At 47.7% G+C, this 25340-nt stretch carries 17 protein-coding genes and 2 pseudogenes; 1 reads left to right on the top strand and 18 read right to left on the bottom strand.

Annotated elements, in window-relative coordinates:
* Nucleotides 1–3 precede the first annotated feature (3 nt).
* From wecC to D791_RS11160, 18 genes and pseudogenes are all read right to left on the bottom strand, one after another.
* Nucleotides 4–1286 (bottom strand): annotated as a pseudogene (gene wecC, locus D791_RS11235) (UDP-N-acetyl-D-mannosamine dehydrogenase).
* A 26-nt stretch (nt 1287–1312) separates the two neighbouring features.
* Nucleotides 1313–2443, bottom strand: coding sequence for a non-hydrolyzing UDP-N-acetylglucosamine 2-epimerase (gene wecB / locus D791_RS11230; RefSeq protein ID WP_036511733.1), 1131 nt, complete (start codon nt 2441–2443; stop codon nt 1313–1315).
* 1 nt (nt 2444) lies between these two features.
* On the bottom strand, nt 2445–2732 hold the full coding sequence (locus tag D791_RS11225; RefSeq protein ID WP_157682337.1) for a hypothetical protein: 288 nt from the start codon (nt 2730–2732) through the stop codon (nt 2445–2447).
* 13 nt (nt 2733–2745) lie between these two features.
* Nucleotides 2746–5532 carry a hypothetical protein gene (locus D791_RS11220; protein WP_036511649.1) on the bottom strand — a complete coding sequence of 929 codons (2787 nt, stop codon included), beginning with the start codon at nt 5530–5532 and terminating at the stop codon, nt 2746–2748.
* Nucleotides 5533–5680: 148 nt separating this feature from the next.
* Nucleotides 5681–6850: a KpsE/RkpR family capsule polysaccharide export protein gene (locus tag D791_RS11215; RefSeq protein WP_081763840.1), complete on the bottom strand. Its 1170-nt coding sequence runs from the start codon at nt 6848–6850 to the stop codon at nt 5681–5683.
* Nucleotides 6847–7539 carry an ABC transporter ATP-binding protein gene (locus D791_RS11210; RefSeq protein WP_036511648.1) on the bottom strand — a complete coding sequence of 231 codons (693 nt, stop codon included), beginning with the start codon at nt 7537–7539 and terminating at the stop codon, nt 6847–6849. The genes D791_RS11215 and D791_RS11210 overlap by 4 nt, the downstream gene beginning before the upstream one ends.
* Complete coding sequence (locus D791_RS11205; RefSeq protein WP_036511646.1) at nt 7536–8324, bottom strand: ABC transporter permease; 789 nt, start codon at nt 8322–8324, stop codon at nt 7536–7538. Before D791_RS11205 ends, D791_RS11210 begins: the two co-directional genes overlap by 4 nt.
* A 62-nt stretch (nt 8325–8386) precedes the next feature.
* The gene (locus D791_RS11200; RefSeq protein ID WP_051514449.1) at nt 8387–10075 is read right to left on the bottom strand and encodes a polysaccharide biosynthesis/export family protein; all 1689 of its coding nucleotides are present in this window, start codon (nt 10073–10075) and stop codon (nt 8387–8389) included.
* A 31-nt stretch (nt 10076–10106) separates the two neighbouring features.
* On the bottom strand, nt 10107–10517 hold the full coding sequence (locus D791_RS11195; protein WP_036511639.1) for a DVU3141 family protein: 411 nt from the start codon (nt 10515–10517) through the stop codon (nt 10107–10109).
* A gap of 139 nt (nt 10518–10656) precedes the next feature.
* Nucleotides 10657–11988 carry an aminotransferase class I/II-fold pyridoxal phosphate-dependent enzyme gene (locus tag D791_RS11190; RefSeq protein ID WP_036511636.1) on the bottom strand — a complete coding sequence of 444 codons (1332 nt, stop codon included), beginning with the start codon at nt 11986–11988 and terminating at the stop codon, nt 10657–10659.
* Complete coding sequence (locus tag D791_RS19705; protein WP_237748619.1) at nt 11985–16127, bottom strand: SDR family NAD(P)-dependent oxidoreductase; 4143 nt, start codon at nt 16125–16127, stop codon at nt 11985–11987. Before D791_RS19705 ends, D791_RS11190 begins: the two co-directional genes overlap by 4 nt.
* Nucleotides 16124–16438 (bottom strand): polyketide synthase dehydratase domain-containing protein, encoded by a 315-nt coding sequence (locus D791_RS21470; RefSeq protein WP_081763845.1) that lies wholly within the window; start codon nt 16436–16438, stop codon nt 16124–16126. The genes D791_RS19705 and D791_RS21470 overlap by 4 nt, the downstream gene beginning before the upstream one ends.
* A pseudogene (locus tag D791_RS20990) lies at nt 16327–19514 on the bottom strand (type I polyketide synthase). The gene D791_RS21470 and the pseudogene D791_RS20990 overlap by 112 nt, the downstream one beginning before the upstream one ends.
* A 68-nt stretch (nt 19515–19582) precedes the next feature.
* Nucleotides 19583–20455 (bottom strand): LTA synthase family protein, encoded by an 873-nt coding sequence (locus D791_RS11180; protein ID WP_157682335.1) that lies wholly within the window; start codon nt 20453–20455, stop codon nt 19583–19585.
* The gene (locus D791_RS20045; RefSeq protein ID WP_157682333.1) at nt 20374–21243 is read right to left on the bottom strand and encodes a hypothetical protein; all 870 of its coding nucleotides are present in this window, start codon (nt 21241–21243) and stop codon (nt 20374–20376) included. The genes D791_RS11180 and D791_RS20045 overlap by 82 nt, the downstream gene beginning before the upstream one ends.
* The gene (locus D791_RS11170) at nt 21183–21950 is read right to left on the bottom strand and encodes an SDR family NAD(P)-dependent oxidoreductase (RefSeq protein WP_036511632.1); all 768 of its coding nucleotides are present in this window, start codon (nt 21948–21950) and stop codon (nt 21183–21185) included. Before D791_RS11170 ends, D791_RS20045 begins: the two co-directional genes overlap by 61 nt.
* Nucleotides 21950–23209: a capsule biosynthesis protein gene (locus D791_RS11165; protein WP_051514446.1), complete on the bottom strand. Its 1260-nt coding sequence runs from the start codon at nt 23207–23209 to the stop codon at nt 21950–21952. Before D791_RS11165 ends, D791_RS11170 begins: the two co-directional genes overlap by 1 nt.
* Nucleotides 23210–23414: 205 nt before the next feature.
* The gene (locus D791_RS11160) at nt 23415–24257 is read right to left on the bottom strand and encodes a CvfB family protein (RefSeq protein WP_036511629.1); all 843 of its coding nucleotides are present in this window, start codon (nt 24255–24257) and stop codon (nt 23415–23417) included.
* Between the two features lie 255 nt (nt 24258–24512).
* On the opposite strand from D791_RS11160, the gene D791_RS11155 reads away from it, so the two are divergent.
* Nucleotides 24513–25316: an ABC transporter ATP-binding protein gene (locus D791_RS11155; protein WP_051514445.1), complete on the top strand. Its 804-nt coding sequence runs from the start codon at nt 24513–24515 to the stop codon at nt 25314–25316.
* The last annotated feature ends 24 nt before the right edge of the window (nt 25317–25340 follow it).

Genomic DNA, 25340 nt, shown 5'->3' with positions numbered 1-25340 from the left:
CATTTATTTTGTGTTAAGTAAACCAACAGCATCAATTATATGAGCTAAATTGATCAGTTTTGCCGTGTTTTCAATAAAGGGTTTATGTTTAACAAGAACGGCAACAACATCAGCTTGGACTAGCGCTTCATCAAGGGAAACTAAAGAAGCTGATTGAGCGAGTGTTTTAGGTAATTGATGTATGTTCGGCTCAACAATCATCAGCTGGCAGCCTAAGGCCGACACTTGCTCTGCAATGCCCATAGCAGGACTCTCACGCAGGTCATCGATATCCGGCTTAAACGCAATGCCCAAACAGGCAACCTTGATTGAGGCTCTCGATACATTGGGTTTATTTTGATGTATTTGATCGAGTTGCTGTTTAATCTGCTCTAGTACCCACTTAGGCTTATCATCGTTGACTATTCTGGCAGTTTTAATCAGACGAGCATGCTCTGGGCATGAGTCAACAATGAACCATGGATCTACGGCTATACAGTGCCCACCAACACCTGCACCCGGCTGCAGAATACTCACACGAGGATGACGATTAGCGAGAGCGATAAGCTCCCAAACATTAATATTTAGCTCATGACAAATAGTTGAAAGCTCATTCGCAAATGCAATATTGACATCTCGGAAACTATTTTCCGTTAACTTTGCCATTTCAGCAGTGCGAGCGTTAGTAACGACACATTCACCTTCAACGATAATTTTATACAGTTCAACTGCGCGCTGTGAACACTTGGACGTCAAGCCGCCGATCACTCGATCATTTTCAACAAGTTCACGTATCACATGCCCCGGCAAAACACGCTCTGGACAATGCGCAATTCGGATATCCGATGACTCACCATGTGTTTGTGGAAAAGTTAGATCAGGACGAGCCTCCGCTAGCCATGCGGCCATTTGCTCCGTTGCACCAACGGGACTGGTTGACTCTAAAACAACAAGATCGCCTGATTTTAATACGGGTGCGATCGCCTTACTGGCGGCTTCGATATAACTCAAATCGGCTTTATGGCTATCACCTTCAGTGTCGTGAATAAAAGGTGTAGGCACTGCAACATAAAAGCATCAGCAGGTTCAGGTTTTGTAACAGCTTTTAAAAACCCTTGAGATACAGCTGCACGGACAACTATATCCAACTCAGGTTCAACGATGTGTATTTCACCCTTGTTGATTGTGTCAACAGCATGTTGATTAACATCGACCCCTATAACAGGTTGTTTTCTAGATGCAAACACAGCCGCTGTTGGTAAACCGATATATCCAAGACCCACGACTGAAATTGTTTTAAAACTCATTTAGAATTCCTTTTGTAAAGTAAAAATTAAAGACTTGCAAGATAATCGCGTATACGAAGGCATGCTTGACCATCACCATACGGATTGTGAGCAAAACTCATTGTATTGTAAGCATCTTGGTCACGTAAAAGACGAGTCAGTTCCTGAGTAATCACATCAGAATCTGTTCCGACCAATTTAACAGTGCCCGCTTCAACCGCCTCAGGCCTTTCAGTGGTATCTCGCATAACCAACACAGGCTTTCCTAAAGATGGCGCCTCTTCCTGAATTCCACCTGAGTCAGTGAGAATGATGTGAGCTTGGTTCATTAAATACACAAAGGGTAAATAATCTAAAGGGTCGATCAAATGAATGTTATCAATACCTGCCAATAAACGATTGACGGGCTCTTGTACATTAGGATTTAAGTGAACTGGGTAAACGATTTCAACATCTGGATGACTTATCGCCGTGTTAGCAAGTGCCTGACAGATCCGCTCAAATCCACCTCCGAAACTTTCTCGACGATGGCCTGTAACCAATATCAATTTTTTTGAAGAGTCTAAAAATTCAAATTGAGTATTGAACTGACTGGAAAGGGTCGCATTGCTCTTAAGCTTTTCAATAACTTCGAAAAGCGCATCAATCACCGTATTGCCGGTAACATGAACACACTCGGGACTGACACCTTCATTAAGCAAGTTTTGCTTTGACGTTGACGTAGGAGCAAAATGAATATTAGCAAGTGCACCCGTTAGTTTGCGATTACCTTCTTCAGGCCAGGGCGAATAAATATTGCCAGTTCTTAACCCCGCTTCCACGTGACCAACAGCAATTTGCTGATAGTAAGCTGCTAAAGTGGTGGCGAAAGTCGTGGCAGTGTCACCATGAACAAGAACAACATCAGGTTTAAAATCTAAAAAAACCTGTTTAAGTCCTTGTAGAATACCCGTTGTAATATCCGTTAAATCCTGCCCGGGCTTCATTAAATTAAGATCAAAATCAGGTTTTAATTCAAACAGTTCTAAAACCTGATCAAGCATTTCTCTATGTTGTGCAGTCACACAGACTTTGGCGTCAAAACGCTCATCAGCCGCTAATTGCAAGGCTAAGGGGGCCATTTTAATCGCTTCTGGTCGTGTACCAAAAACAGTCAGTATTTTTTTAGGGGTTTGCATTTCACTTAACATCCATAAGTTTGTGTTGAAGTTCCTGACACTGCGTGTAATAGTACTCGAGTAATGCTTGTGTCTGAATTAACTGTGTTTTTTCAGAAATTGTCACAGATTTTTGATCAGTAGATATGGCACAAGACGTATCTAATGATAAATAGCGTTCACAAATAATAATATTTTCTTTAAAGAGCTCTTCACCATAGGCCACACTGGCTTTTTGGTAATACTCTTTTGCCTGTTGATAGTTTCCTTGTTTGAAGTTTTCAACTGCTAATTTAATCAAAGTCCCCATGATTATTTCCATATTAAACATTTATATTTAGTAAGAGAGTATTCGTAGTAAGTGCTAGCCTCTTTTTACTAAACACCAACTCTCTTTTTTCCAGCAACTCGTCCCAACGCTTTTCAGTTTCTGCATTGAAACTATTGTCTTTATCAACAATTAGTATTTGCAACTGATGAGCAGACAGGTATTTGAGTAAGTGCGTTAAAACGGGGTAGCGTGATAGACAGCCATCAAGTGTATTTGGCCCTTCAACTAACACAAGAAACTTTGCAGTTCGCTGGCTAAAAACATGGGCAAGATGTTGCAACTTTGCTTTACAATCGTAAAACAAGAAATCTTCACCTTTATGTCTATAATCAACCAGCGGACTAAAATTAAGGTCTACTAGATTATGAAATGAGCTGTTATTTAGATCAGTCTGAAGCTGTGATGTCTGTTTTTTATCATGTTCAAAACAGATGATATGCCTTGGCAAAGTATCTAACTTTTCCATGTCTAACTGATCGTGAACAACTAGCTTATGATTTTCAGATTTTTGGAATTTCTGTTTACGAAGCGCCTTGGCAAGTAACAGGGTGGTTGCACCTGTACCAAATTGCAAAATACAATCAAAATTCGTTGAATGTATTTTTTCAGTTAGATACAAAGCCAAATCCGAGGACAGCCCTGTATTTTGAAGTACTAAAGGCTGACCATCATTTGCAAAGTAACTCTGCAAACCCACAAATGACTCAATCTGCTTTGATGAGTTCGTAACCATTCGGGTGACATGTTGTCCAAGCGCATTGGTATTTTGATTAATTTGCTCACTTTGCTTGGTTAGCAGATCTACAAGTTTAGACTCCAACAAATCCAAGTTTTTTTTCGCGGTGGCTTCGTTCTCTATTAAGGTCTTTGCATGATCAAGCTCTTTCTGTAGAGATGCATTTATAACAGAAAGCTCTTTAATTTTAACTTCCCCTTCTTCGGCCTGTTTTCGACGATTAATAAAGTACTGGTGCGTTTCATCAAGCTTTGCTTTTGTCTTATCCAACTCATCTTTAATTTTAGTATAAGCTTCTTTTTGATCTGATAGTTTTTTTTCAGAGTCAGCTTGTATTTTCTTTAAGGTTTCTTGCAATTCGACTTTCGATTTTTTTTCACTTTGTAACACTAGGACTTGATCACTAATATTTTTTTCAAGCCCAACTATAGCTAATTTTTTTGTATCTAGATCAACAAATAGCTCTGATATCTGTTTTTTTAACCCTTCAACTTCAGTATTTCTTTGAGCATGATTATTTTCAATCTGGATTTTTAATTGTTTTACGTCTTCATTATTTTTAAGTGCAGACTTTTCTAACTCATTTTTTACTTGGCTGAGCTGCTCTGTAAGCTGACTAGCAGCAGCATCCAAAGTTTCATTCTGTTTAGATAATACCGAGTTATCTGCGAGTAACGCAGCAAGCTTAGATTGCTCTTCCTTAAGTTGCTTAGTCAAATCTGCTTTTTGTTCACGCTCAGTAGACAAAAGATCAGCCTGAGCAGCATGTTCTACTTTTAATTCATCGAGTGCAGATGAAACTGACGAATGAATAGACTCTAAATCTACGATCTTTTTCTTTAATTGATCAACTTCTTCATTCTTCTTTAGTGTCGTCGCATCTAACTCACTTTTCACTTGACTTAGCTGTTCTGTAAGCTGACTAACAGTAGCATCCAAACTTTCATTCTGTTTTGATAAAACCGAATTATCTGCGAATAACGCAGCGAGCTTAGATTGCTCTTCCTTAAGTTGATTAGCCAAGTCTGCTTTTTGTTCACGCTCAGTAGACAAAAGATCAGCCTGAGCAGCATGTTCTACTTTTAAATCATCGAGTGCAGATGAAACTGACGAATGAATAGACTCTAAATCTACGATCTTTTTCTTTAATTGATCAATGTCTTCATTCTTCTTAAGTATCGTCGCATCTAACTCACTTTTCAGTTGACTTAGCTGTTCTGTAAGCTGACTAACGGCATCATCCAAACTTTCTTTCCGCTTTGACAACGCTGAATGATCTGCAAGTAACGTAGAAAATTTTTCTTGTTCTTCATTAAGCTTATTAGACAAATCTGCTTTTTCTTGGCGTTCAGTACATAGAAGATCAGACTGCTCAGCGACTTTCTTTATCAAATTAGTATTTACTTCCTGCAACTCTTTATTCTTAATAAACAAAGCGCTACGTTGAAAAACAAACACAGGTCGATCAAAGTCTGTGTTTTCATCTTTAGCCTCAATAACAAACCCTTGCTCTTCCATCCAACTCTTGAGCTCATCAGCCGTAGACTCACTCTCATACAGAGCGGATCTATTCGCATGTACACAAACTTGAGTAAAGACGGATAATTGATCGTGTACCTCAAGATGTGTAAGAACGTCTAAACTAATACCAGGCAAATCGACAACTAACAAAGCACCTTCACTTATTTTAAGGTTTTGAACTAAAGTATTAATGTCCTGAACGTTTTTTTCCACGCTGCTGAGCTGTCGTACACTTGGAAAAAACTCAGTAAGGCTTGTCGCTCTCCTTACGCTGTTCAACTCACTTAATGAAAAGACAAAGAAAGGTTTTGTATTAGCATCTACATCAACAACAGCTTCTACCACTTCAACGGATGGAATAGTTTGATAGTTTTCTCTTAACTCTTGAGCAATCTCAGTATCCCCTTCAACCAAAATGATTCGCTCAATTTTTGAATCCTGATAAAAGGCAAGCTCAGAGCAGTACCCTGCTCCTAGATGAACAACCGTTTTTATTGACTGATCTAGTTTTATATTTTGCATAGGATTTCCATTTTGAGCACTTTGACAAAAGTTCGGTATAGATTTGGTACGCTACCGCCCGGTCGCGGTACTGACAGTTCAGCAACAACCTCGGGAAAGGATCTGTCGATGTCAAACAGGCTGCGACAGACAGCCAAGGTTAAACGGGTTAATCCAAATGATCTTTAATGATCAACACCAGCATTTGCGTAATAATGGCTAAGAACAACGCAATAATTGCAAAGACAGCCGTGTTATACACGCGTCTGGGCTCTATTGCGTATTCAGCCAAACTTGGGCTTTGCAGGACTGAAATCTGTTTGAGCTTGCGCGCCGCATCAATTCGAGTGTTCTCTAAGGCTGCCAATGCCCCTGCGTAACTTTCTTTCGCAAACTGCGTTTTCATCTCCAACAACTGGTATTCAGACGAAATGGTATTCAATGCCCCACCTGATGCCTGCGCCATACGCGCACGCTCTTGATTGATTTGCTGATTCAATGCTTGTATTTCACTGTCCACCCGAACCACTTCGGGTGATCTTGCGCTTTGGAAGCTTAAAAGTGCATTGCGACGTGCTTGTAGGTTGGCTAACTGTGACTCTAACCCTGCGACCACTGCATTAATACTTTCAACTGTACCCTGGGGTGACACTAAACCACTTTGGTTTTGATAATCAATTAAGACGCCCAAGGCTTCATCAAAACGCTCGCTCAACTCATTCACTTGTACTTCTAAAAACCGAATTTGCTCTTGCGCAAGGCGTTGGCCCATGTTGTTCATGTGCTGCTCGCCTTCCGCCAATAAGAGTTGAGCAATACTTTGTGCCGTTTCTGCATCAAAGGCCTCAACCCGCACACGCAACACCTGCGCGTAATCGTCTAATTCAACAGACACTCGCTTTTTAAAGTATTTATGAAAGTCTTCCATCGGTAAATCAGCTCGACGCATTCGGCTTAACCAGTCAATGGAGTGGCCACCTTGGCCAGAATAGTGAGCACGAACGTCCAGTTGTGCTTGCAGCTTATTTAACATATCCACGGACAACAAATGATCTCTCAGCAGGAGCATATCACCACGCCCTTGAGCCCCACCGCCGCCAATCAAGGATTGAAAGGTGAGTGTTGGGGCGGCTAATTGTGGGCTTTCTAATACCACGTTGGCTTCCGACACATAGCGATGGGTGGCCACCAGGTTCCAATACAAACCGACAATAATGGACAAGACGATGGCTAAGAACCAATGTGGGTAGCGCTTTATGGCCTGCAAGCTAACGGGATTAAGCTTACCCTGTTGATGCCTTGCCAAACGAACGCCCTTGTAAACGGAAGAATCACTCATGATGCTGTCGGAACCTTAATTGTGCGATTTTTTAAACTGTCGGTGTAATCATTTAACGCGTCGTTGACGTCTTCATACCAATGCGCTTGACCTTCGTGTACCCACACCCCGGCTTGACATAAGTCTTTGATGATCCCTTCGCTGTGCGAAACAATTATCAAGCTGGACTTGCCCACCCGTTTTTTAAAAGCCTTGGTGGCTTTTGCTTTAAAGGCTTTGTCCCCCACGGCCGTTGCTTCGTCAGACAAATACACGTCGAAATCAAATGCCAGTGACAAGCCAAAGCGTAAACGCGCTTGCATCCCCGATGAATAGGTTTGCACAGGCTCGTCAAAAGACTTACCGATCTCGGCAAAATCTTGCACAAAGGCGATAACGCGTTGAATTTCGTCATCGTCCCCGCCCATCACTCTGGCTACAAATTTGACATTCTGACGTCCGGTCATGGAGGGTTTGAAACCACCGGATAAGCCTATGGGCCAAGACACGCTGCATTTGCGCCAAATATTGCCACGTGTCGGTGTATCCATGCCCGCAATTAAACGCAGCAACGTCGATTTCCCTGCACCGTTATGGCCGATAAGACCCACACTGACTTTTTTGGGAATAAGGAGATTCACATCTTTTAAAATCCAATCATTGGCGATGTGGTGGTGATAGCGCTTCCACATTTTATGGATTTTAATCATTGTGCTTTTAACCTCATTTCAAAACGGATGTGCAACAGCAAGCCAAGAGCGATGCTGCCAATGATCCAGTACCAAAGGTACAAGAGGTTAATACCTGGCAAGGTAACATAGTGCTCAAAAAAACCGAGACGAAGAACTTCGATTCCATGAGCGATTGGATTCATTAGCACATACGGCTGAAGAAAATGTGGAAGCATAGTAACGGGAAGTATAACTCCCGACAAAATCATCAGTGGGAAAGATAAAAGTTTAACGATAATCCCCACTTCAGCCACAAGACCTGCAAGAGCAGACACCACTAGACCTATGCCGAGCCCCAGCAACCATAAGGAAACCCAAGCAAACATGGCTTCTAAAGCTAGATCGGGAATGAGTTTTAAATCTAAGAGATAACCACCCAAGATAAACAGCACCAGAATAAAGCTTTTTAGAATTCCCTCTAAAAAGCAACGCACCAGTACTGAATCCACAGGTTTAACTTGACGATACGCGAATAGCCCACTGTTTGCTTCAACCGCTCCTAACGAGCGCATCATATTTTCTCTGAATAGAAAGAATCCAAGCAAACCAACAATTAGCCAAGGCACAAAGTCAGCATTGTAAAGCATACGGCTACGCCCAAGGATGACTGTTCGCACGAAAATCATGATAGATACAAACAGAATCGGCTCAGCCAACATCCAAAACCACGCCATACGGTCAGCCATGGTGCGTGCGACGGCCTCGCGCATAAACATGGCGTACCAAACCGCTCTCGTCACTTGCCAAGGCGTACGTTTTTTCACAACTGGCTCCCTTTTACAACAAAGACGTCAGCCAGCACTGACGTCTTCAAATTCCGATGGGTTTACAGGTCCAACACCACTTTTGCAACAGCGGCCATATTAAACACAATTTGGCTGATAACAGAGGCCAACTGCAGATTCTTAACAGGCACTTTCGGCAGAACAAGAATCTCGTCACCTGCACGCAAAACAATGTTCCGAGCTTCCACGACTTCACCGTTTTGGCGGATCACCAGCACTTGGTTCATGTCCGCATGCTGGGTAAAGCCACCGGCCCCCTCAATGTACTCGTAGGCCGTTAATCCCGGTGTAAAGACAACAGATTGAGGCACGCGCACTTCACCGCTAATTAACACGGCATCACTGTATTCTGGCAGTGTGATGATGTCGCCATCTTGCAGGCGTATATCACTGATTTGATCGTTACGCGCGACAACTAAGCGCCCTGTTGGCTCAACCTGCGAGGCTTTTTGCACAAAGCGCGAAATCAACTCAGACTCCGTCACCCGAATCTGTGCTTCTTGAGCTGTCGATGAAGAGGCACCTAAATAGGTCGCTTCTAAGCGGTTGAGGCTATCCAGCAAGGATTGCTTTTGCCGCTCGGCCACACTCACACGACGCAAAGACACGCTATTGACATCGGTTAGGGTTTGCGGCACCGCAACGGCGCTCAGCAGTTCATGCAAGCGAGCATCTTTTGGCAAAGCATAACGTGAAGGGCCGTAAAAACTGCCTTCGAGCTGGACCACGATTGTTTCGTCACGTTGATCCGCGCTAAACAATAACTCATCCCCACTTTGCAAACGTTGCTGCGGAAACTCGCTAATATCGTAATACACCGAAATCGGGCCCTGAGTACGTCCGCCTCTTAATAACACATGCGACACACCGGATTTAAGACGCGCAAGGCGTAATAAAGCTTCACCGGATAAGTCAGAGGGGTTTAATTCATAATGGTATTCACGTTGAACATCACCCGTCACCGTCACACTCGGGCCACGCTCTTCAATCAAGATGGTGTCGCCGTCTTTAAATTGTGGCCGAACCAGCTTGCCTTCAATTAAAAAGTCGTACAGATCCGCTTCAGCGATGACTTTATTCTGGCGCAGCACTTTCACACGACGGTAACTGCCCAGTTGATCGTCAATACCGCCCGCTTGGTCTAAAAAGTACAATAAGGAGTCATTGGGTGTGCCTGCGTAACGCCCCGGATGTGTCACATATCCAGCAACAAACACGGCAACTGGCTGTACGCCCTGCAGGTTGGTGTAGACGTTCACATTCTCAGGGTAAACACTAAGGATAGCCGACTTGACGCGCCCGTTCAGTTGACTGTTGCTAAGTCCCTTAACACTGATGGGGCCAATAGATGGAATAAAAATGTTGCCTTGAGCATCAACGGGCAATACACGTTCGAGCTCAATGGCACCCCAGACACGCAAAGTGACTTGGTCGCCCGGCGCTATCACGTAGTCATCATTAAGGCCATCGGAGCGCAGCCCACTAAAACCGCCCGTAAACAAATGTGAACCAAAGGGGCGAATTTCACCAGTGATAGTGCTAGGAGGTATCGGACCGTAGGTGCCAGTGTTCCACTGGCTACGGGTTTGTTCCTCTACCCGCTCGGGCACGGCAATGGCACGGTCACCCGAGGGTAAAATACCGGAGTCGGTTAGGCTTTGGGCACCTGCCCAAGCACTCATAAGCACACTACTGATCAGAACAACACGTTGAAAAGTTTTACGCAACATAATCCGTTTCTCTAGGCGCGATGGCGATAGGTTATCCATGGCTTGACGTATTTAAAATTCGAGTTACTGGCCGCACTTCTTGCCACTGCTTAGCCGAGGTTTGGCATGCCAAGCGCTCTGAGGCTTGGCCCGATATATCACGAACGAAGAAAGCCCGGCATAAGCGACCATTGGCAGCAAAATAGGCATCTTGCAGTTCGATTTCGACATTACTTCCCCAAGGTGACGTGGGCAAAGCGATCAAGGATGCCTGAAGGCTGTCTGAAAAATATTGACTGATATCAGCTGGTAACGGGGGGTAAACAGAGGGTGACAAAACCGTGCGGGTACTGTGTGCAGCGTCGTGTTGAGGCGTTTGTGGGAACTGAGCACATGCACTCAATAAAAAAACAAATGAGCCCAAGACCAATGCCTTGGTATGAGCTGAAGAGATTGAAACCATTATGACCTTGTCTCCCGTGTATTCCTTAGGGGTTACCTTCGCTAAATAAGACTTTTCTTATTCTCTCTCAGCAAAACTGCAACGAAATGGTAACCCTATTCAGACTTTGCGGCTAGTAAAAATTGATTCAATCGTTTAATTACTGCCAAATTTTAGACAAATTGTTTAATGTATAGTCAATTTGCTCGTAGCTATGCTGCGAACTTAAAAAGAATCGCAAACGTGCGCTTTTTTCAGGCACCGCTGGGTATAAAATCGGTTGCACATTGATACCGCGATCAAACAGCTCAACCGAGAGCTGCCCTGCTTTTAACGAGCTGCCCGTCAAAATTGGCACCACGGCCCACCCCAAGCTATGGCCTGTATCGAATCCTTTAGACTTGGCTTTGTCTAAGAAGTAATCCGAGATCAGCTTAAGCTTGACAATTCGCTCAGGTTCTTGCCGCAGAATTTGCAAACTGGCCAAGACGGGGGCCGCGACTTGGGCTGGCAAACCCACACTGTATAAAAAACCAGGTGATAGGGTTTTCAGCATATCAATCAAGGCTTGACTGCCTGCAATATAGCCACCACAGCCCGCAAGGGTTTTACTAAACGTCCCCATCCAGATGTCCACCACGTGCCCCGGCAAGCCGAAATGTTCACGCAGACCCATACCGGTTGAGCCCATCACGCCGAAGGAGTGAGCCTCATCCACCATTAGCCAAGCATCATAGCGATTTTTTAAGCTCACCAGTTCTGGCAAATCAGGAAAATCGCCGTCCATGCTGTACAGCCCTTCGACAATGATTAACACCCGCTCGAAGTGTGGACGCTGCGCTTCTAAAATATCGGCAAGCGAGCGCATATCATTGTGCTTAAAGGCAATCCGCTTTGATCCGGCCAGCTGGGCACCCACCACACTGCTGTTGTGGATGTACTCATCATGCACTATGAGGTCTTTTGGCCCCATTAAAAAGCCAATGCTCGATACGTTAGTGGCGTGGCCACTGACGAACGCTACAGCATCATCGACCCCATAGGTGTCCGCTATTTCGCTCTCTAAGGCTTGATGGATAGGACGCTCGCCCGCCACCATTCGACTGGCAGAGACAGAGGTTCCGTAGCGCTCAACGGCTTCAATCGCGGCTTGATTGACACGCGGATCGCCAGATAGGCCTAAGTAATTGTAGCTGGCAAAGTTAATGCACTCTCGCCCGTCAATGCGTGTTGTGGCACCTGCGCAACCTTCATGCACGCGAAAAAAGGGATCTTTCACGCCTAAGCGCTGAGCACCTTCGCGCATAATTGTGATTTGCTGATGAGCAGGATGACGCGTAAAGTCGACAAATCGAGAGCGACGCTGGCTACCTGAGAGCGTGAGCTTTTCGAGCAATCCTTGGCTGTCATCTTGCGCGTTTTCAAGCTTACGCTGCATAGATCGCTCGATCAGCTTTTGCTTAAGCTGACCGGATAAGTTTTTACGTTTCATTCAGCCAACGCCCCTTCAACATCAACTCCATGACTGTGCGCCATTTGTGCAAGGGTCACATCGTCACTGGTTGCTTCGGCGGACTGAAGCTTGTCAATCAGCATTTGGCTTAATTTAGAGAGCGAAGAGGCTTCACTCAATGCCATAACGGGCAACTGCAACCCGAACCGATTGTCGATGGCTGTCATAAGCTCAACGCCCATAAGCGAGTCAAAGCCCATGTCATACACTGAACGTTCCGTGTCAATTTTATCTTCTGAAATTAACAAAATCTTACTCAACTCCGTTTTTAACATATCCATAAGGGTCCTTTTAAATTCCTCTGGCGAGAGGGTGTGCATTAAATGCTCTATATACGCACGCCCTTCCGCATCCTGATCAAGATCCCCGGCAAAAGCGGCCACCTCTTTAAACTTAGGTGAGTCTGCCGTGGGTAAGAAGCGATTTAAGGCACTCCAGTCCAGCTCCATGACACCCAGTAAGGTGATGTTGCGTTGCAGCTGAATGTCGAGAATAGACAAGGCCACGTCTGACTTAAGTGCATCGCCACCCATGCGGCTTTGCAAGGATTCTTTGATTTTTTCATTGCGGGCTAAAAAGCCCACGTCGTCGATTGCCCCCCAGCGAACACAAGTGGCAGCAAGGCCTTGCTGTTCACGAAGACTGGCCAAGGCTTCCAAGCCAAGATTGGCCGCAACATAATTGCTTTGCCCTGGATTACCGAACAGGGTTGTTGCCGATGAAAACAGCACAAACAAATCCAGATCAAGGCTACGTGTCAACTCATGCAAATACAGCGCGCCCTGCATCTTTGGCTCAAACACCTGACGTATTTGTGCTTCAGTTAGGTTGAGCGCCAAACCATCTTCAAACACCGTTGCCGCATGCACCACCCCTTTTAGAGGCGGCAAGTGCGCTTCAATTTCGGATAAGAGCGTTTCAATGGCCGCTTTTTGGGTAACATCACAGGCACGACGCACCACTTGCACGCCTTGCGCTTCAAGCGCTTTTAGCGTTGCACAGGCGTCTTCTTGCGCGATGCCCGAACGGTTGAAAAGGACAAGGTGCCGCGCGCCCTTTTCAACCAGCCATTGTGCGGTTCGCAAGCCAAAACCACCCAAACCACCCGTGACGAGATAGGTTGCATCGGGATTTAACATCAGCGGTGATACAGGCTGACTGAGCAACGGCGCATTGCTCTTGGGCCGCTGTGGATAGTTAATAATGACCTTGCCAATCTGCTTGGCTTGCTGCATGTAACGGAAGGCTTCAACAACCTGATCTGCACTAAACAGGCTGTACGGCAAGGCAAAAAACTGGCCGTCTTCGAACAGTGCCATCATTTCTCGGAAGAGACGTTGCGTAAGCGCGGGCTTTTCTTTCATGAGCTGATCGGAATCGATACCGAAATAGCTGATATTATTGCGGAAAGGACGCAGCCCAATGGCGGTGTTTTCGTAGAAGTCACGCTTGCCCAGCTCTAGAAAACGTCCAAAGGGCTTAAGCACTCGCAGGTTTTGATTGATGGCCTCGCCTGCCAAAGAGTTTAAAACGACATCAACGCCTTTGCCGTCTGGGGTGTCAGCCAGGATTTCTTCGGCAAAAGTCAGCGAGCGTGAGTCATAGATTTTATCGACGCCCATCAGCGTTAAGAAATCACGCTTCTCTTGTGAACCAACCGTGGCATATATGTCAGCACCTAACCATAGCGCAATTTGGATCGCCGCTACGCCAACACCACCAGCAGCACCATGTATCAGGATGCGTTCACCTGGCTCCATACGTGCTAAGTGTTTGAGGGCATAGTACACCGTGAAGAAGGTGGTTGGAATCGTCGCCGCCGCTTCGTATCCCAAGCCCTCAGGCATGATGGAGAGCGTATCTGCCGATGTCACAATGGTCGTACTAAAGCTGGACGGCCCAAAGCCCACAACACGATCACCTTTAGAGAACTCGGTGACTTCATCGCCCACATCCAGCACATAACCCGAAAATTCAAGCCCTAAACTTGGACCCGAGAAGCCGTTTTCGATGGCCTCGTCAGACAATAACCCCAAGGCATACATTACATCACGGAAGTTAAGACCTGTCGCCTTAACTTTGACGGTGAGATCTCTGGGTCCCATTGGGCTGAGCGCTTTAGTTTGCCACGCCAAATTGCGCAGCTGACCCGGGAGCTTAAAGCCCAGGGTCAGAGCGTCGCCATGCTCACTCGTATTGGACTGAGTTGATGCCAGCCCCAGCGTTGGAGGCTCAATACGCAGGCGTGTGGCCAAGCGCGCACCGGAAGGACTGATGACAATTTCATTTTCAGCATCTGGATACAGCAAGGATTCAACCAATGCCATTAGAATATGACGGCTAGGTGAAATGCTCGGCACATCGATAAGACGCAGTTGTGTCTGCCCCACTTCATTCATTAAGGTGCGAACAAAGCCCCACACCATTGCGCTGGCCAATGAGGTGTCAGATGCAGCAAAGGCTTGCTTGCTGAGTGCTTGATCCACGGGCAAGGTTGCGCCCACGCCCGTGGTCACCACCCAGATGGAGACCGGCAAGCTCAAGGATTCAGACAAACGCAATATATCGAGCAACTGACTGCAACGCGCAACGCTGCAGTCAATCACCTGCTGGTGCGGCTCGGCAATCAAGACCCAGTGCAGCACACCTTCTCCAGAGCATTCGGTCACGCGCTGTGTCAGGCTCTCAATATCGGTGAAGGATTCCGCCGATTGCTGGTGAGCCTCCATCACACCGACCAGGGCCGAACCGAGCGCCGTGTGCTCATCGGTACAAGCGTCTTCGATAAAGAACCATTGGCGCTTCACTTCTGGCTCTTCTTCACGGTCGGAGTCACTTGATTCGCCCCCTGCCAGTTGAACCTGCGGATGCACCACAGACAAACGACAGAGCGTCATCAACCAGCCGCTGGACATAGGTTGAAGATCGACACGCCCGTCAACCACCCAGCCCATTTCAGACAAGAGGCCAGACCATTGCTCAGCGCTGGCTTGTTGCGACTGATGACTGTCGATCCACCACTCGTCTTGTAAGCCGTAGATAAAATCCAGCCACAGCGCGGGATGATGATGAATGACCAAGAGTTCGGCACCGGGCATCAAGGATTCGCTCAAGAGCTTGAGCTGGGCTTGGGCTTCATGCAGATTCATCGCATCCAAGTGGACGATGGCCAACTGCGGCCCCTGTGACAGCGTCAAGCGAGACTGGCCGTCGTCTAAAGGCACAACATCGGTCAGCGGGTAAGATTCGAGTATCAGGTTGGCTTGATTGATGGCATCCGATTGGAACGAAGCAAACGCATAATCCGCAACGTTGAAATCGATCATTTTCGCAATTTTTTCACCAAACAAGGGCGCCCCTGAACTCATCTCAATGATCGACAGGCGCTCACCTTCGGGAAGACTGGGGGTTTGTGCCGCCAACCAGTTCGAAATCTGGGTGGTCAGCAAATCAACGGCGTCTGAACCCGGCATTTGTTTGAGTAATTCGGAGTAGCGTTCTTGCGTCAATTCCAACTCACGACTGTCTGCATCACCTGATAGATAGGCACCTAAGCCTAGACTCAAGCGCCCCATTAAATGCGTCATCGAGAAATAGGCCGGGTATTCTTGCACCAGCGCATTCCAGATTTCATCGGCCCCCACTTCAGGTGGCGTGATCAACGTCCAGCCCTCTTCAGTACTCTCAAGCAACATTTGCTTTTCGGCACGCTGGAGCAAGCGTTGCGCTAGAGGTGTATCTGGCCAGTCCTGAATATGTCCGCGCTCATCGGCGTAGGACTCGAAAACCTGCCCCAGAATCGCATCGGCCATGCTATCGAGCAGCGGCTCAATATCGGTGGCATACACATCTTTACTAAAGGCTTTTTCACAGCCTTGTTTGAAGTGGTTCAGCACGTCTTCTGTCAACAATGACAGAGGCTGACGCATGTGCGGCAAAGGTGCTGGCGTAAGGTAGTAGTTCAGCCAACTCACGGCCTGCTGTTGGGTTTTGCGCAGCGGAACCGCTTTAAAGCGCACATCTTGCAACACCGCCAAGGCATTGCCCTGCTCGTTGAACATTTCGACACGCGCCAATAAAGAGTGCGGTGAGCGCTTTAACAGTCGAACACGCGTCAATACTGGGCAGCTGCTTGATGCTCCACCGCAACTTGAATGCGCCCAACTTGCGTCGGCACAAAGGCCAAGCCTTCATACTCTTGAGCATGCTGCTTAAGCAGGGGAATAAAGAGCTGGAACGCGCTATCCAGCACACCCGGATGCAAAACAAAGTCAGGCAAACTCGCTCTCACCTCAGGCGACAGATCAAAGCGACCAATCACCTGATCCTGATCGACCCAACCGGATTGCACCGCTTGAAAAGCTGGGCCGTAATCGAGACCAATTGAGCTGGCGGCTTGCAGGTGGGCTTCTCGCGTAAAATCAGGCACACGCGAAGGCAATGCAGGCGCTCAATCGCCAAAGACAAGCCCCGTGATTGAGCGATGACTCGCCCACGCAGATGGGTGTTCCACTCTTCATCTGAGCCACGCTCACGCGATTCAACCCGCAACTGACCTGAGTCTGACAGCAGGTGCAAACGCACCATTTTACTGTGCTGATCGCTCAATAGCAGGGGCGATAGAATTTCCAGTTCTTCGACGTCCAACACATCACGCGCTTGAGCTGACAAAGCCGCCGCCAATGCCAATTCCACAAAGCCTGCACCCGGAAAAAGCACACCGTCGCCAACCTTGTGATCTGCCAGCCAAGGCTGACGCTGAGTATCCAGCTCCGATTCCCACGACATAGGGTGATGCTTTAAACGATAGCCAAGCAAGGGGTGCTCATAATGACGATAGAGCAATCCCATGGATTCACTGGTTACGGGGTGCCAAAAGCGCTCGCGCTGCCAAGGATAACTTGGCAGATCAACACAACGTCCTGTCACAGGAAACGTCTGCGAGAAATTCGTCAACGCACCACTGAGCAACAGCTTGGCATAGGCACTTTGCAAGGTATATAAACGGTCATCATCACGCGACAAGGTCGAAATGACAAGCCCTTTGCGTTGATGGGTTCTGAGCCCTTCGTTGATGTAGCCACTTAGAACGGGGTGCGCGCCTATTTCAACAAACACGCTATTGCCCTGCTCAAGCAAAGCGTCTATGGATGGTTTAAAAAGAACAGGTTGGCGAATGTTATGCCACCAGTAGTCCGCTTTAAGCTCAGAACCCTCAAGCTCAGCTCCCGTGACTGTGGAGTAAAAAGGAACACGAGTCTGTCCAGGCTGAATGCTGTCCAGCGCTTCAATCACGCCCTCTTCAATCACATCCATAAACTGACTGTGGAATGCATAGTCAAGATCCAAGCGTTTTAGACGCACACCTTTGTCTTTTAGCTCGGCTTCCAGCAACGTTAATTGTTCAATGTCGCCAGCAAGGGTAATACCCTTGGCGGAGTTGATGCCCGCTAGGTTAATGGCATTAAAGCGTGGCTCGTCTAAATACTGCTGAATGTCTTCACTGGAGCAGGCCACCGCCGTCATTTGCCCAGCACCGGCTGTTTTACCCTGATAGGCACTGCGGAAATAAATCACTTTGACTGCATCGGCCAATGGCAAGGCTCCACTGGCCCAAGCCGCCGCCACTTCGCCCACGCTATGTCCCGTGACGGCAACAGGCACAACACCCTGTTCTTCCAGAAAACGTGTCACCCCAACCTGAATGGCAAACAAGGTAGCTGTGCCACTTCAGTTTTGACAAAGCGCCCGCTGCCATTGAGTCCCTGCAGCTCTTCAACAATTGAGAAGTCGGCGTAGGTTTGAAAATGCTGATTGACCTCTTCAACCGCAAGACGAAACACAGCCGATTCATTCAGCAGATGCTTCCCCATGGTTTCCCACTGACAACCATTGCCCGAATACACAAACACGGGGCCTTGTGCATTTGCCAAACACTCGCCTGTAAACACAGATTGAGTGCTGGCATCGTCGTTGAACTGCGTTAACTTTTGAGCAGCCTCCGCCTTGGAAGAGGCTAACACAAGAAGCGCTTTCGAATGTTTTTCACGGCGAAAGGCGGCCGTCCAAGCCAAGTCGTACAGAGAATCTGGCGTCTCAAGCAAGTGATCCGCCCATTGCCGCGTCATGGCGCTTAAGGCGGCATCAGATCGTGCGGACAACATGAGCGGTAAAGGGGTGTCACATTCGGCATCCGCCGCTTCCACATCCACAGATGGCTCAGAGGCATCGAATTCCGGGCTGGTTAAAATCACATGTGCATTGGCGCCTCCAAATCCAAAGGAGTTAATCCCAATGACAATAGGGTCTGTTTTAGACAACGCACGGTTTTCAGTAACGACTTCAATATTCCATTCATCAAATAGAATTTTGGGGTTGGCATTTTTAACACTTATGGTTGCAGGCACTATGCGGTGATGAATGGAGTAAAGCGCCTTGGCCAGACCCGCAACGCCCGATGCCGTTTCTAAATGGCCGACATTACTCTTAACCGATCCTATGGGCAGCGGTTGCGCACGCGACTTACCCAGCGCCTCACCGATAGCACTCGTTTCGATCGGATCACCTACGGACGTACCGGTGCCGTGTGCCTCTAGGTAGGTGATTTGATCGGGACGAATCCCCGCTTCTTGATAGGCCTTTTGCATGAGTGCAATTTGTGCCGCCGGGTTGGGAATGGTTAAGCCTGATTTGTTGCCATCGGCATTGGCTGCAGTGCCTGCGACCACAGCAATAATCGGATCACCATCGGCCAGTGCCGCTTCATACTCTTTCAACAGGAACACACCGCCACCTTCGGAGCGGACATACCCATCGCCCGCTTCATCAAAGGCTTGGCATCGGCCTGCTTTGGAAAGCATGGTCGCTTTTGAGAACACCATAAAACCAAATGGATGCAGGTGTAAACTGATCCCGCCGGTCAGCGCCATGTCTATTTCGCCAGAGACAATGGCACGACAGGCTTGATGAAACGCAACCAAAGACGATGAACATGCCGTGTCCATGGACATACTTGGACCGTGCAAGTCGAATAAATAGGAGATGCGGTTAGCAGCAATGCTGGAGGCGGTACCTGTACCAGTATTGGCATCAATGGCCGACATATCGTCAGAGTAACGATAGGCATAGTCGACACTGGCAATCCCTATAAAAACACCGCATTGACTGCCGCGCATTGAAGATGGCGGAATACCGGCGCTTTCCATGGCCTCCCAGCTCATTTCCAGTAGCAAACGCTGCTGGGGGTCCATGTGTGTGACTTCACGTGGCGACAAACCAAAGAACGCGGCGTCGAAGCCGGACACATCCCCTAAACTCCCCGCGGCAAAGGTATAGCTGCTGCCGAGGTGGCGCTTGTCCGGATGCAAGAAACTGTCTTTGCCCCAACGATCGGAATCTACTTCTGTGACTAAGTCTTTGTTCTCCAACAAATCCTGCCAGAAACTATTGGCTGACGTGCCGGGTATACGCAGTGAACATCCGACTATGGCTACACGTCTTTTCATCAAAAAAACTCCAACGTAGAGCAAAAACTCTATTTTATCAACAATCAGGGAGAAAAGGTAAATTGAAATTATTCCCCAATACGACAGACCAACGCATCCAGCAATGCAACACCCAATTCATCTACATTTAAATCGGCCTGTTGTGGCGTATCTGTAGAGAATGTTCGCCAAATAAGGTATTCCGTTTGTCCTGAAGGATATCCATAGTGCTCATACACCTGCTCCATAATGGGTACGTGATCGCCAAACCAACCCAGCACAGCAGGTCTGGGCAGTTGAATTAAGGCCTTCTGCAAGGTCTGCAACATACGATCCGCATTTTGTAAATGATTTAAATAGACACTCAGGTCGCTTGATGCATTCGTGTCGGGAATGTCAGTATAGAGACGACTGAGCGGACCCTCTGGCTGAGACTCCAAATGCAAAGGACCGTGATTTTCCATTGTAATAATGTAGACAAACATTTGTTCGTTTGTATTTTCCAACAATTTGACCGCAAAGTCAGCAACAGCTTCATCACTCGTGTACTGTCCGCACTTTTGCTCGGGTGAAAAGTGCTGAATATCGTAAAACGCATCAAACCCCATCTTCGGATAAACTTCATTGCGTCGGTAAAAACCCGCAGGGTACGGGTGGATGCAAACGCAGCGATACCCCATCGCCTTTAACTCGGCCACCAACCCCGGAATATGCGTTTCTCGAGCAAAGCGGTGATAGGGATTAAAGCGATGAACACCAAGATGCTCTGGTGTTAAGCCTGTTAAGAAGGCGCTTTCCGTCCGAACCGTATTGGCCCCCCAGGCGGGCACGTTCAACGCACCTGTTTGCCAAGACTGCTCACGCAGGCGGTCGAATGCACTCAACACATCAGGGTTAATGAATGGATACACGGGACGCGGATCAAAAAAGGATTCACTTTGCACCACAACCAGTGTTGGCAATACAGCTTGTCGGTGGGATCTGGACCTGGAAATTGCGACTCGGAGCCGCGACGCTCCTGAAGACCGTCGGCACGACTGCACGCTTTCGATAGAGACCTCTGCGCACGACCTTGATAGGGATTAGCAATTGATGCAGTTGCAGTCGACGTAAAGGCTTGCAGTGTATACAGCCATAACAACCCCCAAAAGCCCAATCGCTGTAAATCTTGCTCTGGCTCGAACGTCACAACAATTGTTTGACGACGACTCAGCCATACCAGCACCAAAACGGAGATCAATAAGCCCAAAAATGCACGCCCAAACCAAGCATAACCGGAAGACTGCTGGGTCAGGGAGCGTTCTAGCCACAACCCCAATACCACAGCAAGCACGCCTGCAAGACTTGCAATCAGTGTGCGCCAGACGCCAAAAAAAGGAACATAAAGGCGTGGATGCAGAATAGCATCGGTAAAGTATTCAAAGTCCTGATGCACAAAAGGCTCTCGCAGACTTTTCCACTTTACGTTATTGACCAATACCAACAACAGCATCGCCGCCGCCAATAATGCCAGCGTAAACAGCGGACGCTGTAGAATCAGCAGCAATGCAAAAAAAGCAATACTCCAAATCGCGAGCGGAGCCAGCAGTAACGGGAAGGCGCGCGACCAGACAGAGCCAACACCGGGTTTAATCTGCGTTTCTGCCAGCATAGCCAACAGCAACACTCCGAACCAAGCCAACACCATACTCAATACCCCAACCAGCGCACAATTCGATGCGACACAGCGGCTGGCAGCACACTTAACCACCAACAACCCCAGTTCAGCGGAAATGGAAAACTGATTCGAGGACGATTACGCTCGACTCCCTTACGGATCACCTTGGCAGCTTTGGCCGGCGCCCATAAAAACGGCTTAGGCCCAGGCATGGCATCGCACATATCCGAACTCACGTAACCGGGCATCACGACCGTAACACCAACACCCGAAGACGCCAAACCACCGCGCAACGCCTCGCCGTAGGCTTTAACGGCGGCCTTGCTGGCACTGTACGACGGCGTGACAGGCAAGCCAAACCCCGCTGCCAACGAGCTAATCAACACAATTTGCCCACTCCGACGCACACGCATGAGCTGAGCCACATGATGAGTGAGCATCAAGGTCGATAGAATGTTGAGCTCCAACAAAGCTTGCGCTTGCTCCCAGCACTCACCTGCACGATCCGGCCCTGTGTTGCAATTGACTCCAGCGCAGGCAATCAACAGATCAGGCACACCCGTTGATTCCAGCTGATCAATCCAAACCTTAAGCGCTGCACGGTCCGATAAATCCAAAACACACAGCTCTACGCACGCCCCTTTCAAACGGCACTCGTCGGCTAAGGATTGAAGACGCCCCTCCTGTCGACCTTGCAAAATAAGCTGGACTCCCTTTTCGGCATACTCCAAGGCTAAGGCACCACCTATAGCACCTGTCGCACCCGTAATCACCACTCGATACTGTTCTTCAGCACTCATTACAAGACTTGCTCCAAAGGAGACATATCGGCATTTAACACTTTACCGGCATTTTTTACGGCGAGCGCAATGCCTTCTGCTGAGTAAAATCCACCATTAATTTGCGTGGTGTACATGAGCGTTTCGCGGAAAGCATGAAAGAAATCAGCATCCGGGGGTTGAGGGTTTTGCCAAAAATCATCAAGCGGCGCCGACTGCGTCAACCCCGGCAAGTTGTACACAGGATCGGCCATTGCGAAGGTTGGACACCCCATTTGCAATGACACAATTCCCGATGTGCTGTTCACCACCACCTGTCCCTGTGCATATTTAAGAATATATTCCAGAAATCCGGTTTGAATAAAGTGCACACGCCCCTCTAACCCATAGTCACGCGCGCGACGTCGAACCAAGCCTTCATAATCCACAAAACCGTAGTCCAGGGGATGGTTTTTAATTAACAAAAGCTGATCAGGCAAAGAATGCTTTGCAAAGGAATACATGACCTCATCGATGACATCGCTCATGCATTGAAAGCGTGAATGACAGCGAATTTGCGCATCCGAATTCAGCTGCAAAGGCAGCAAAAAAAAGGGGCGCTTTGACTGCACTAACTCACGCAAATACACTGCCTCTTTCTTCTTCCAACCTGGCTCTCGCGCAAAACGCCACAAATACCCTGCGTACTCTTGCGGTGCTGGGTGCAGTGCATGTGTTTCGTAGCCTGGATAAAAAATCGGGTTATACATACCGGCCGCATGATAAATCACATCGTAGGCAGCTCTTCGACGAAAAGTGGCGTAGAACGTTTGGGGTGCAGGTCGCTCTGGCGGCAATCGTAAATAGGCCTCGCGAAACCACTCTGGATCTCTCGGTAACCGGGAGTGACCGTTAACACCGTCGCGCTCAAGTGTCACCCAATGTGGGCGAAAATACCCCTCTTCGAATACATGGGTACGAACACCAAACAATTCGGCTCGATCAACCGCTGCACGATGCACTCTGCGACTGTCACCAAATAAAATTTGGTCGGTAATCCCGTGCGTTAACCAGATGTCTTCGATAAAACTGGATAATTCCTCGGCCTTGCCGCGAAAGTTGATTGCTTTACGTGGAAACCAATACACCCAGTCACCGGCATTAAAGTTAATGCGATGCACCGTGTGACCTTCAGATTGAAGATAATCGGCCAACTTTGAAAAAAATGGCGTAGACACACCCTGTAGAAAAAGAAAACTACGTTTAACTGAGCCCAAGCTGAGTAATTCCTTGTACGCCATCTACTACTTAATGATGGGAACATGATACGAAAAACAAGGGGAATTCGCTAGACAAAATTCATAGAGGAGGTGGCCTGCGTCGCATCCTTACAACGCAGACCCTGTGGTCTCACTGCGCCCGTTTTACAGCCAGGCTCGCTGAGTTTAATACAGTAGCTAACTTAATTAGCGCAAGCTTGATGGAGTTTGACGCACATGTCAAGCCTTACTCAACACTTGCATTTACTAGATGCAAGCCCGTTTCATCTTGACGAATCAAACCTTGCTTTAGTAAATTTCCGATTGCCATTTTAAACGCTTTCTTACTTACACCAAACACGGATTTAATATCATCCGGTGAACTCTTATCACTTAGTGCACAAAAACCGTTTTTTAGTTCCAAATAATTTAAGAGCTGTTTTGCGATGGGGTCAACCTTACCATAGCCGGGCTTATCCAACATCACATCGATCTTGCCATCTTCGCGCAGCTGCTTAATAAACCCCTCGACTTTTAGACCGGGACGCAGATCACGTGAAATATCCTGCGTGTGCAAAATCCCTTGGGCCTCATGCTCAATAATGACAAGTAAACCCAATTCGGTCCGCCGCCAAATCAACAGGGACACCGCTTGACCCACTGCAAACTCAGGCGAAGATTTATTGAGGTATTTTTCAACCTTAGCAGAGGCCGCAATCCGGCCCGAATTATCGATGTAGACGCGAACAATGCAATGCTGCCCTTTTTCAACAGGTCTTGGCTGTTCGGCAAAGGGTAGAAACAATTGCTTGGGCAGTCCCCAGTCTAAAAACGCCCCTACTTTATTTGTTTCGGCAACTTGTAAGCTGGCAAACTCGCCAACCTGCACGCGTGGCCGCTTGGTTGTCGCAACAGGCATATCATCGCTATCAAGATAGACAAATACGCTGAGCGTGTCGCCAAGCTGACAACCATTTGGAACCTCACGCTGAGGCAAGAGTATGCCGCCGAGCTTACCCCCTTCAAGGTACACACCAAACTCAACTTGACGTATCACTGTTAACTTATTAAACCGCCCTAACTCAACCACACTGTCTCTCCAAGAATTGCATTGCGCACAGAGTATCAGTATAGCGACTGGAAATCGAAGCGCGAGCACAAAAATATGAAGATACTGTGAAAATTACAATTTACAGCACCTCATAAAAAACATTACTATCCTATTAAATTTATTAATGCTCATGTGACTCAACAAAAAAATTGGACCGTGAGTAAGGCTAACCAGCTCAAAAAGCATGGAATATTTTAATATTCAATGGATTGCAACCAAAAGTTAAGCAACTAGATGAATAACAAGACTGATCTGACTCAAGCGGCAAGCGCAAAGATACCCACCCTTGAAGTCAACGACCTATACAAGCGCTACGGAACCCTAGAGGTCCTTAAAGGCATTTCTTTAACCGCCAACGAGGGTGATGTGATTTCCATCATCGGCTCAAGCGGGTCTGGAAAGTCCACTTTTTTGCGCTGCCTAAACCTTCTCGAAAACCCCTCCCAAGGAAGCATTGCCCTCAAAGGCGAGCAACTGGAACTGGTGAAAACATCGGACGGACAGCTGGAAGCACGTAAGCGCCGCCAACTTGAGTCGATGCGTGCACGAATTGGATTTGTATTCCAAAACTTTAATTTATGGCCTCACCTTACCATTCTTGAAAACATCGTCTTAGCACAAGTGGTCGTTAAAGGACGCCCTAAGGCCGAAGCACGCCAGCGCGCTGAAGCCCTGCTCGAAAAAGTCGGTTTGGCCAGCAAAGCCAAGGCCTATCCTGGCCACTTGTCGGGCGGACAACAACAGCGCATTGCCATTGCGCGCACGCTTGCCATGGACCCAGAGGTTTTGCTGTTCGATGAACCTACGTCGGCACTCGACCCTGAACTGGTGAATGAGGTGCTCGGCGTGATGCAATCTCTGGCTGAAGAGGGCCGCACCATGTTGATTGTAACGCATGAGATGCGCTTTGCTCGGGATGTATCAAGCCAGGTGATGTTTTTACACCAAGGTCGTGTTGAAGAGTTCGGCCCACCTTCTCAGGTCTTTACTCAACCCAATTCGGATCGTTGCAAAGCATTTTTGTCTAGCCATTTATAAAACTTTGGGCTTTACTGCTTTAGT

This window comes from Nitrincola nitratireducens, from assembly GCF_000585235.1.
GTDB classification, from domain to species: Bacteria; Pseudomonadota; Gammaproteobacteria; order Pseudomonadales; family Balneatricaceae; genus Nitrincola; species Nitrincola alkalisediminis.
The sequence above is the reverse complement of the archived record's forward strand: the minus strand, read 5'-3'. Positions and strand labels throughout refer to the sequence as shown.

What these genes read in the sequence shown, in the direction of transcription:
- wecB (WP_036511733.1), bottom strand. Translation starts at nt 2,443, where the DNA reads ATGCAAACCCCTAAAAAAATACTGACTGTTTTTGGTACACGACCAGAA.
- D791_RS11225 (WP_157682337.1), bottom strand. Translation starts at nt 2,732, where the DNA reads ATGGGGACTTTGATTAAATTAGCAGTTGAAAACTTCAAACAAGGAAAC.
- D791_RS11220 (WP_036511649.1), bottom strand. Translation starts at nt 5,532, where the DNA reads ATGCAAAATATAAAACTAGATCAGTCAATAAAAACGGTTGTTCATCTA.
- D791_RS11215 (WP_081763840.1), bottom strand. Translation starts at nt 6,850, where the DNA reads ATGAGTGATTCTTCCGTTTACAAGGGCGTTCGTTTGGCAAGGCATCAA.
- D791_RS11210 (WP_036511648.1), bottom strand. Translation starts at nt 7,539, where the DNA reads ATGATTAAAATCCATAAAATGTGGAAGCGCTATCACCACCACATCGCC.
- D791_RS11200 (WP_051514449.1), bottom strand. Translation starts at nt 10,075, where the DNA reads ATGTTGCGTAAAACTTTTCAACGTGTTGTTCTGATCAGTAGTGTGCTT.
- D791_RS11195 (WP_036511639.1), bottom strand. Translation starts at nt 10,517, where the DNA reads ATGGTTTCAATCTCTTCAGCTCATACCAAGGCATTGGTCTTGGGCTCA.
- D791_RS11190 (WP_036511636.1), bottom strand. Translation starts at nt 11,988, where the DNA reads ATGAAACGTAAAAACTTATCCGGTCAGCTTAAGCAAAAGCTGATCGAG.
- D791_RS11170 (WP_036511632.1), bottom strand. Translation starts at nt 21,950, where the DNA reads ATGAGTGCTGAAGAACAGTATCGAGTGGTGATTACGGGTGCGACAGGT.
- D791_RS11165 (WP_051514446.1), bottom strand. Translation starts at nt 23,209, where the DNA reads ATGGCGTACAAGGAATTACTCAGCTTGGGCTCAGTTAAACGTAGTTTT.
- D791_RS11155 (WP_051514445.1), top strand. Translation starts at nt 24,513, where the DNA reads ATGAATAACAAGACTGATCTGACTCAAGCGGCAAGCGCAAAGATACCC.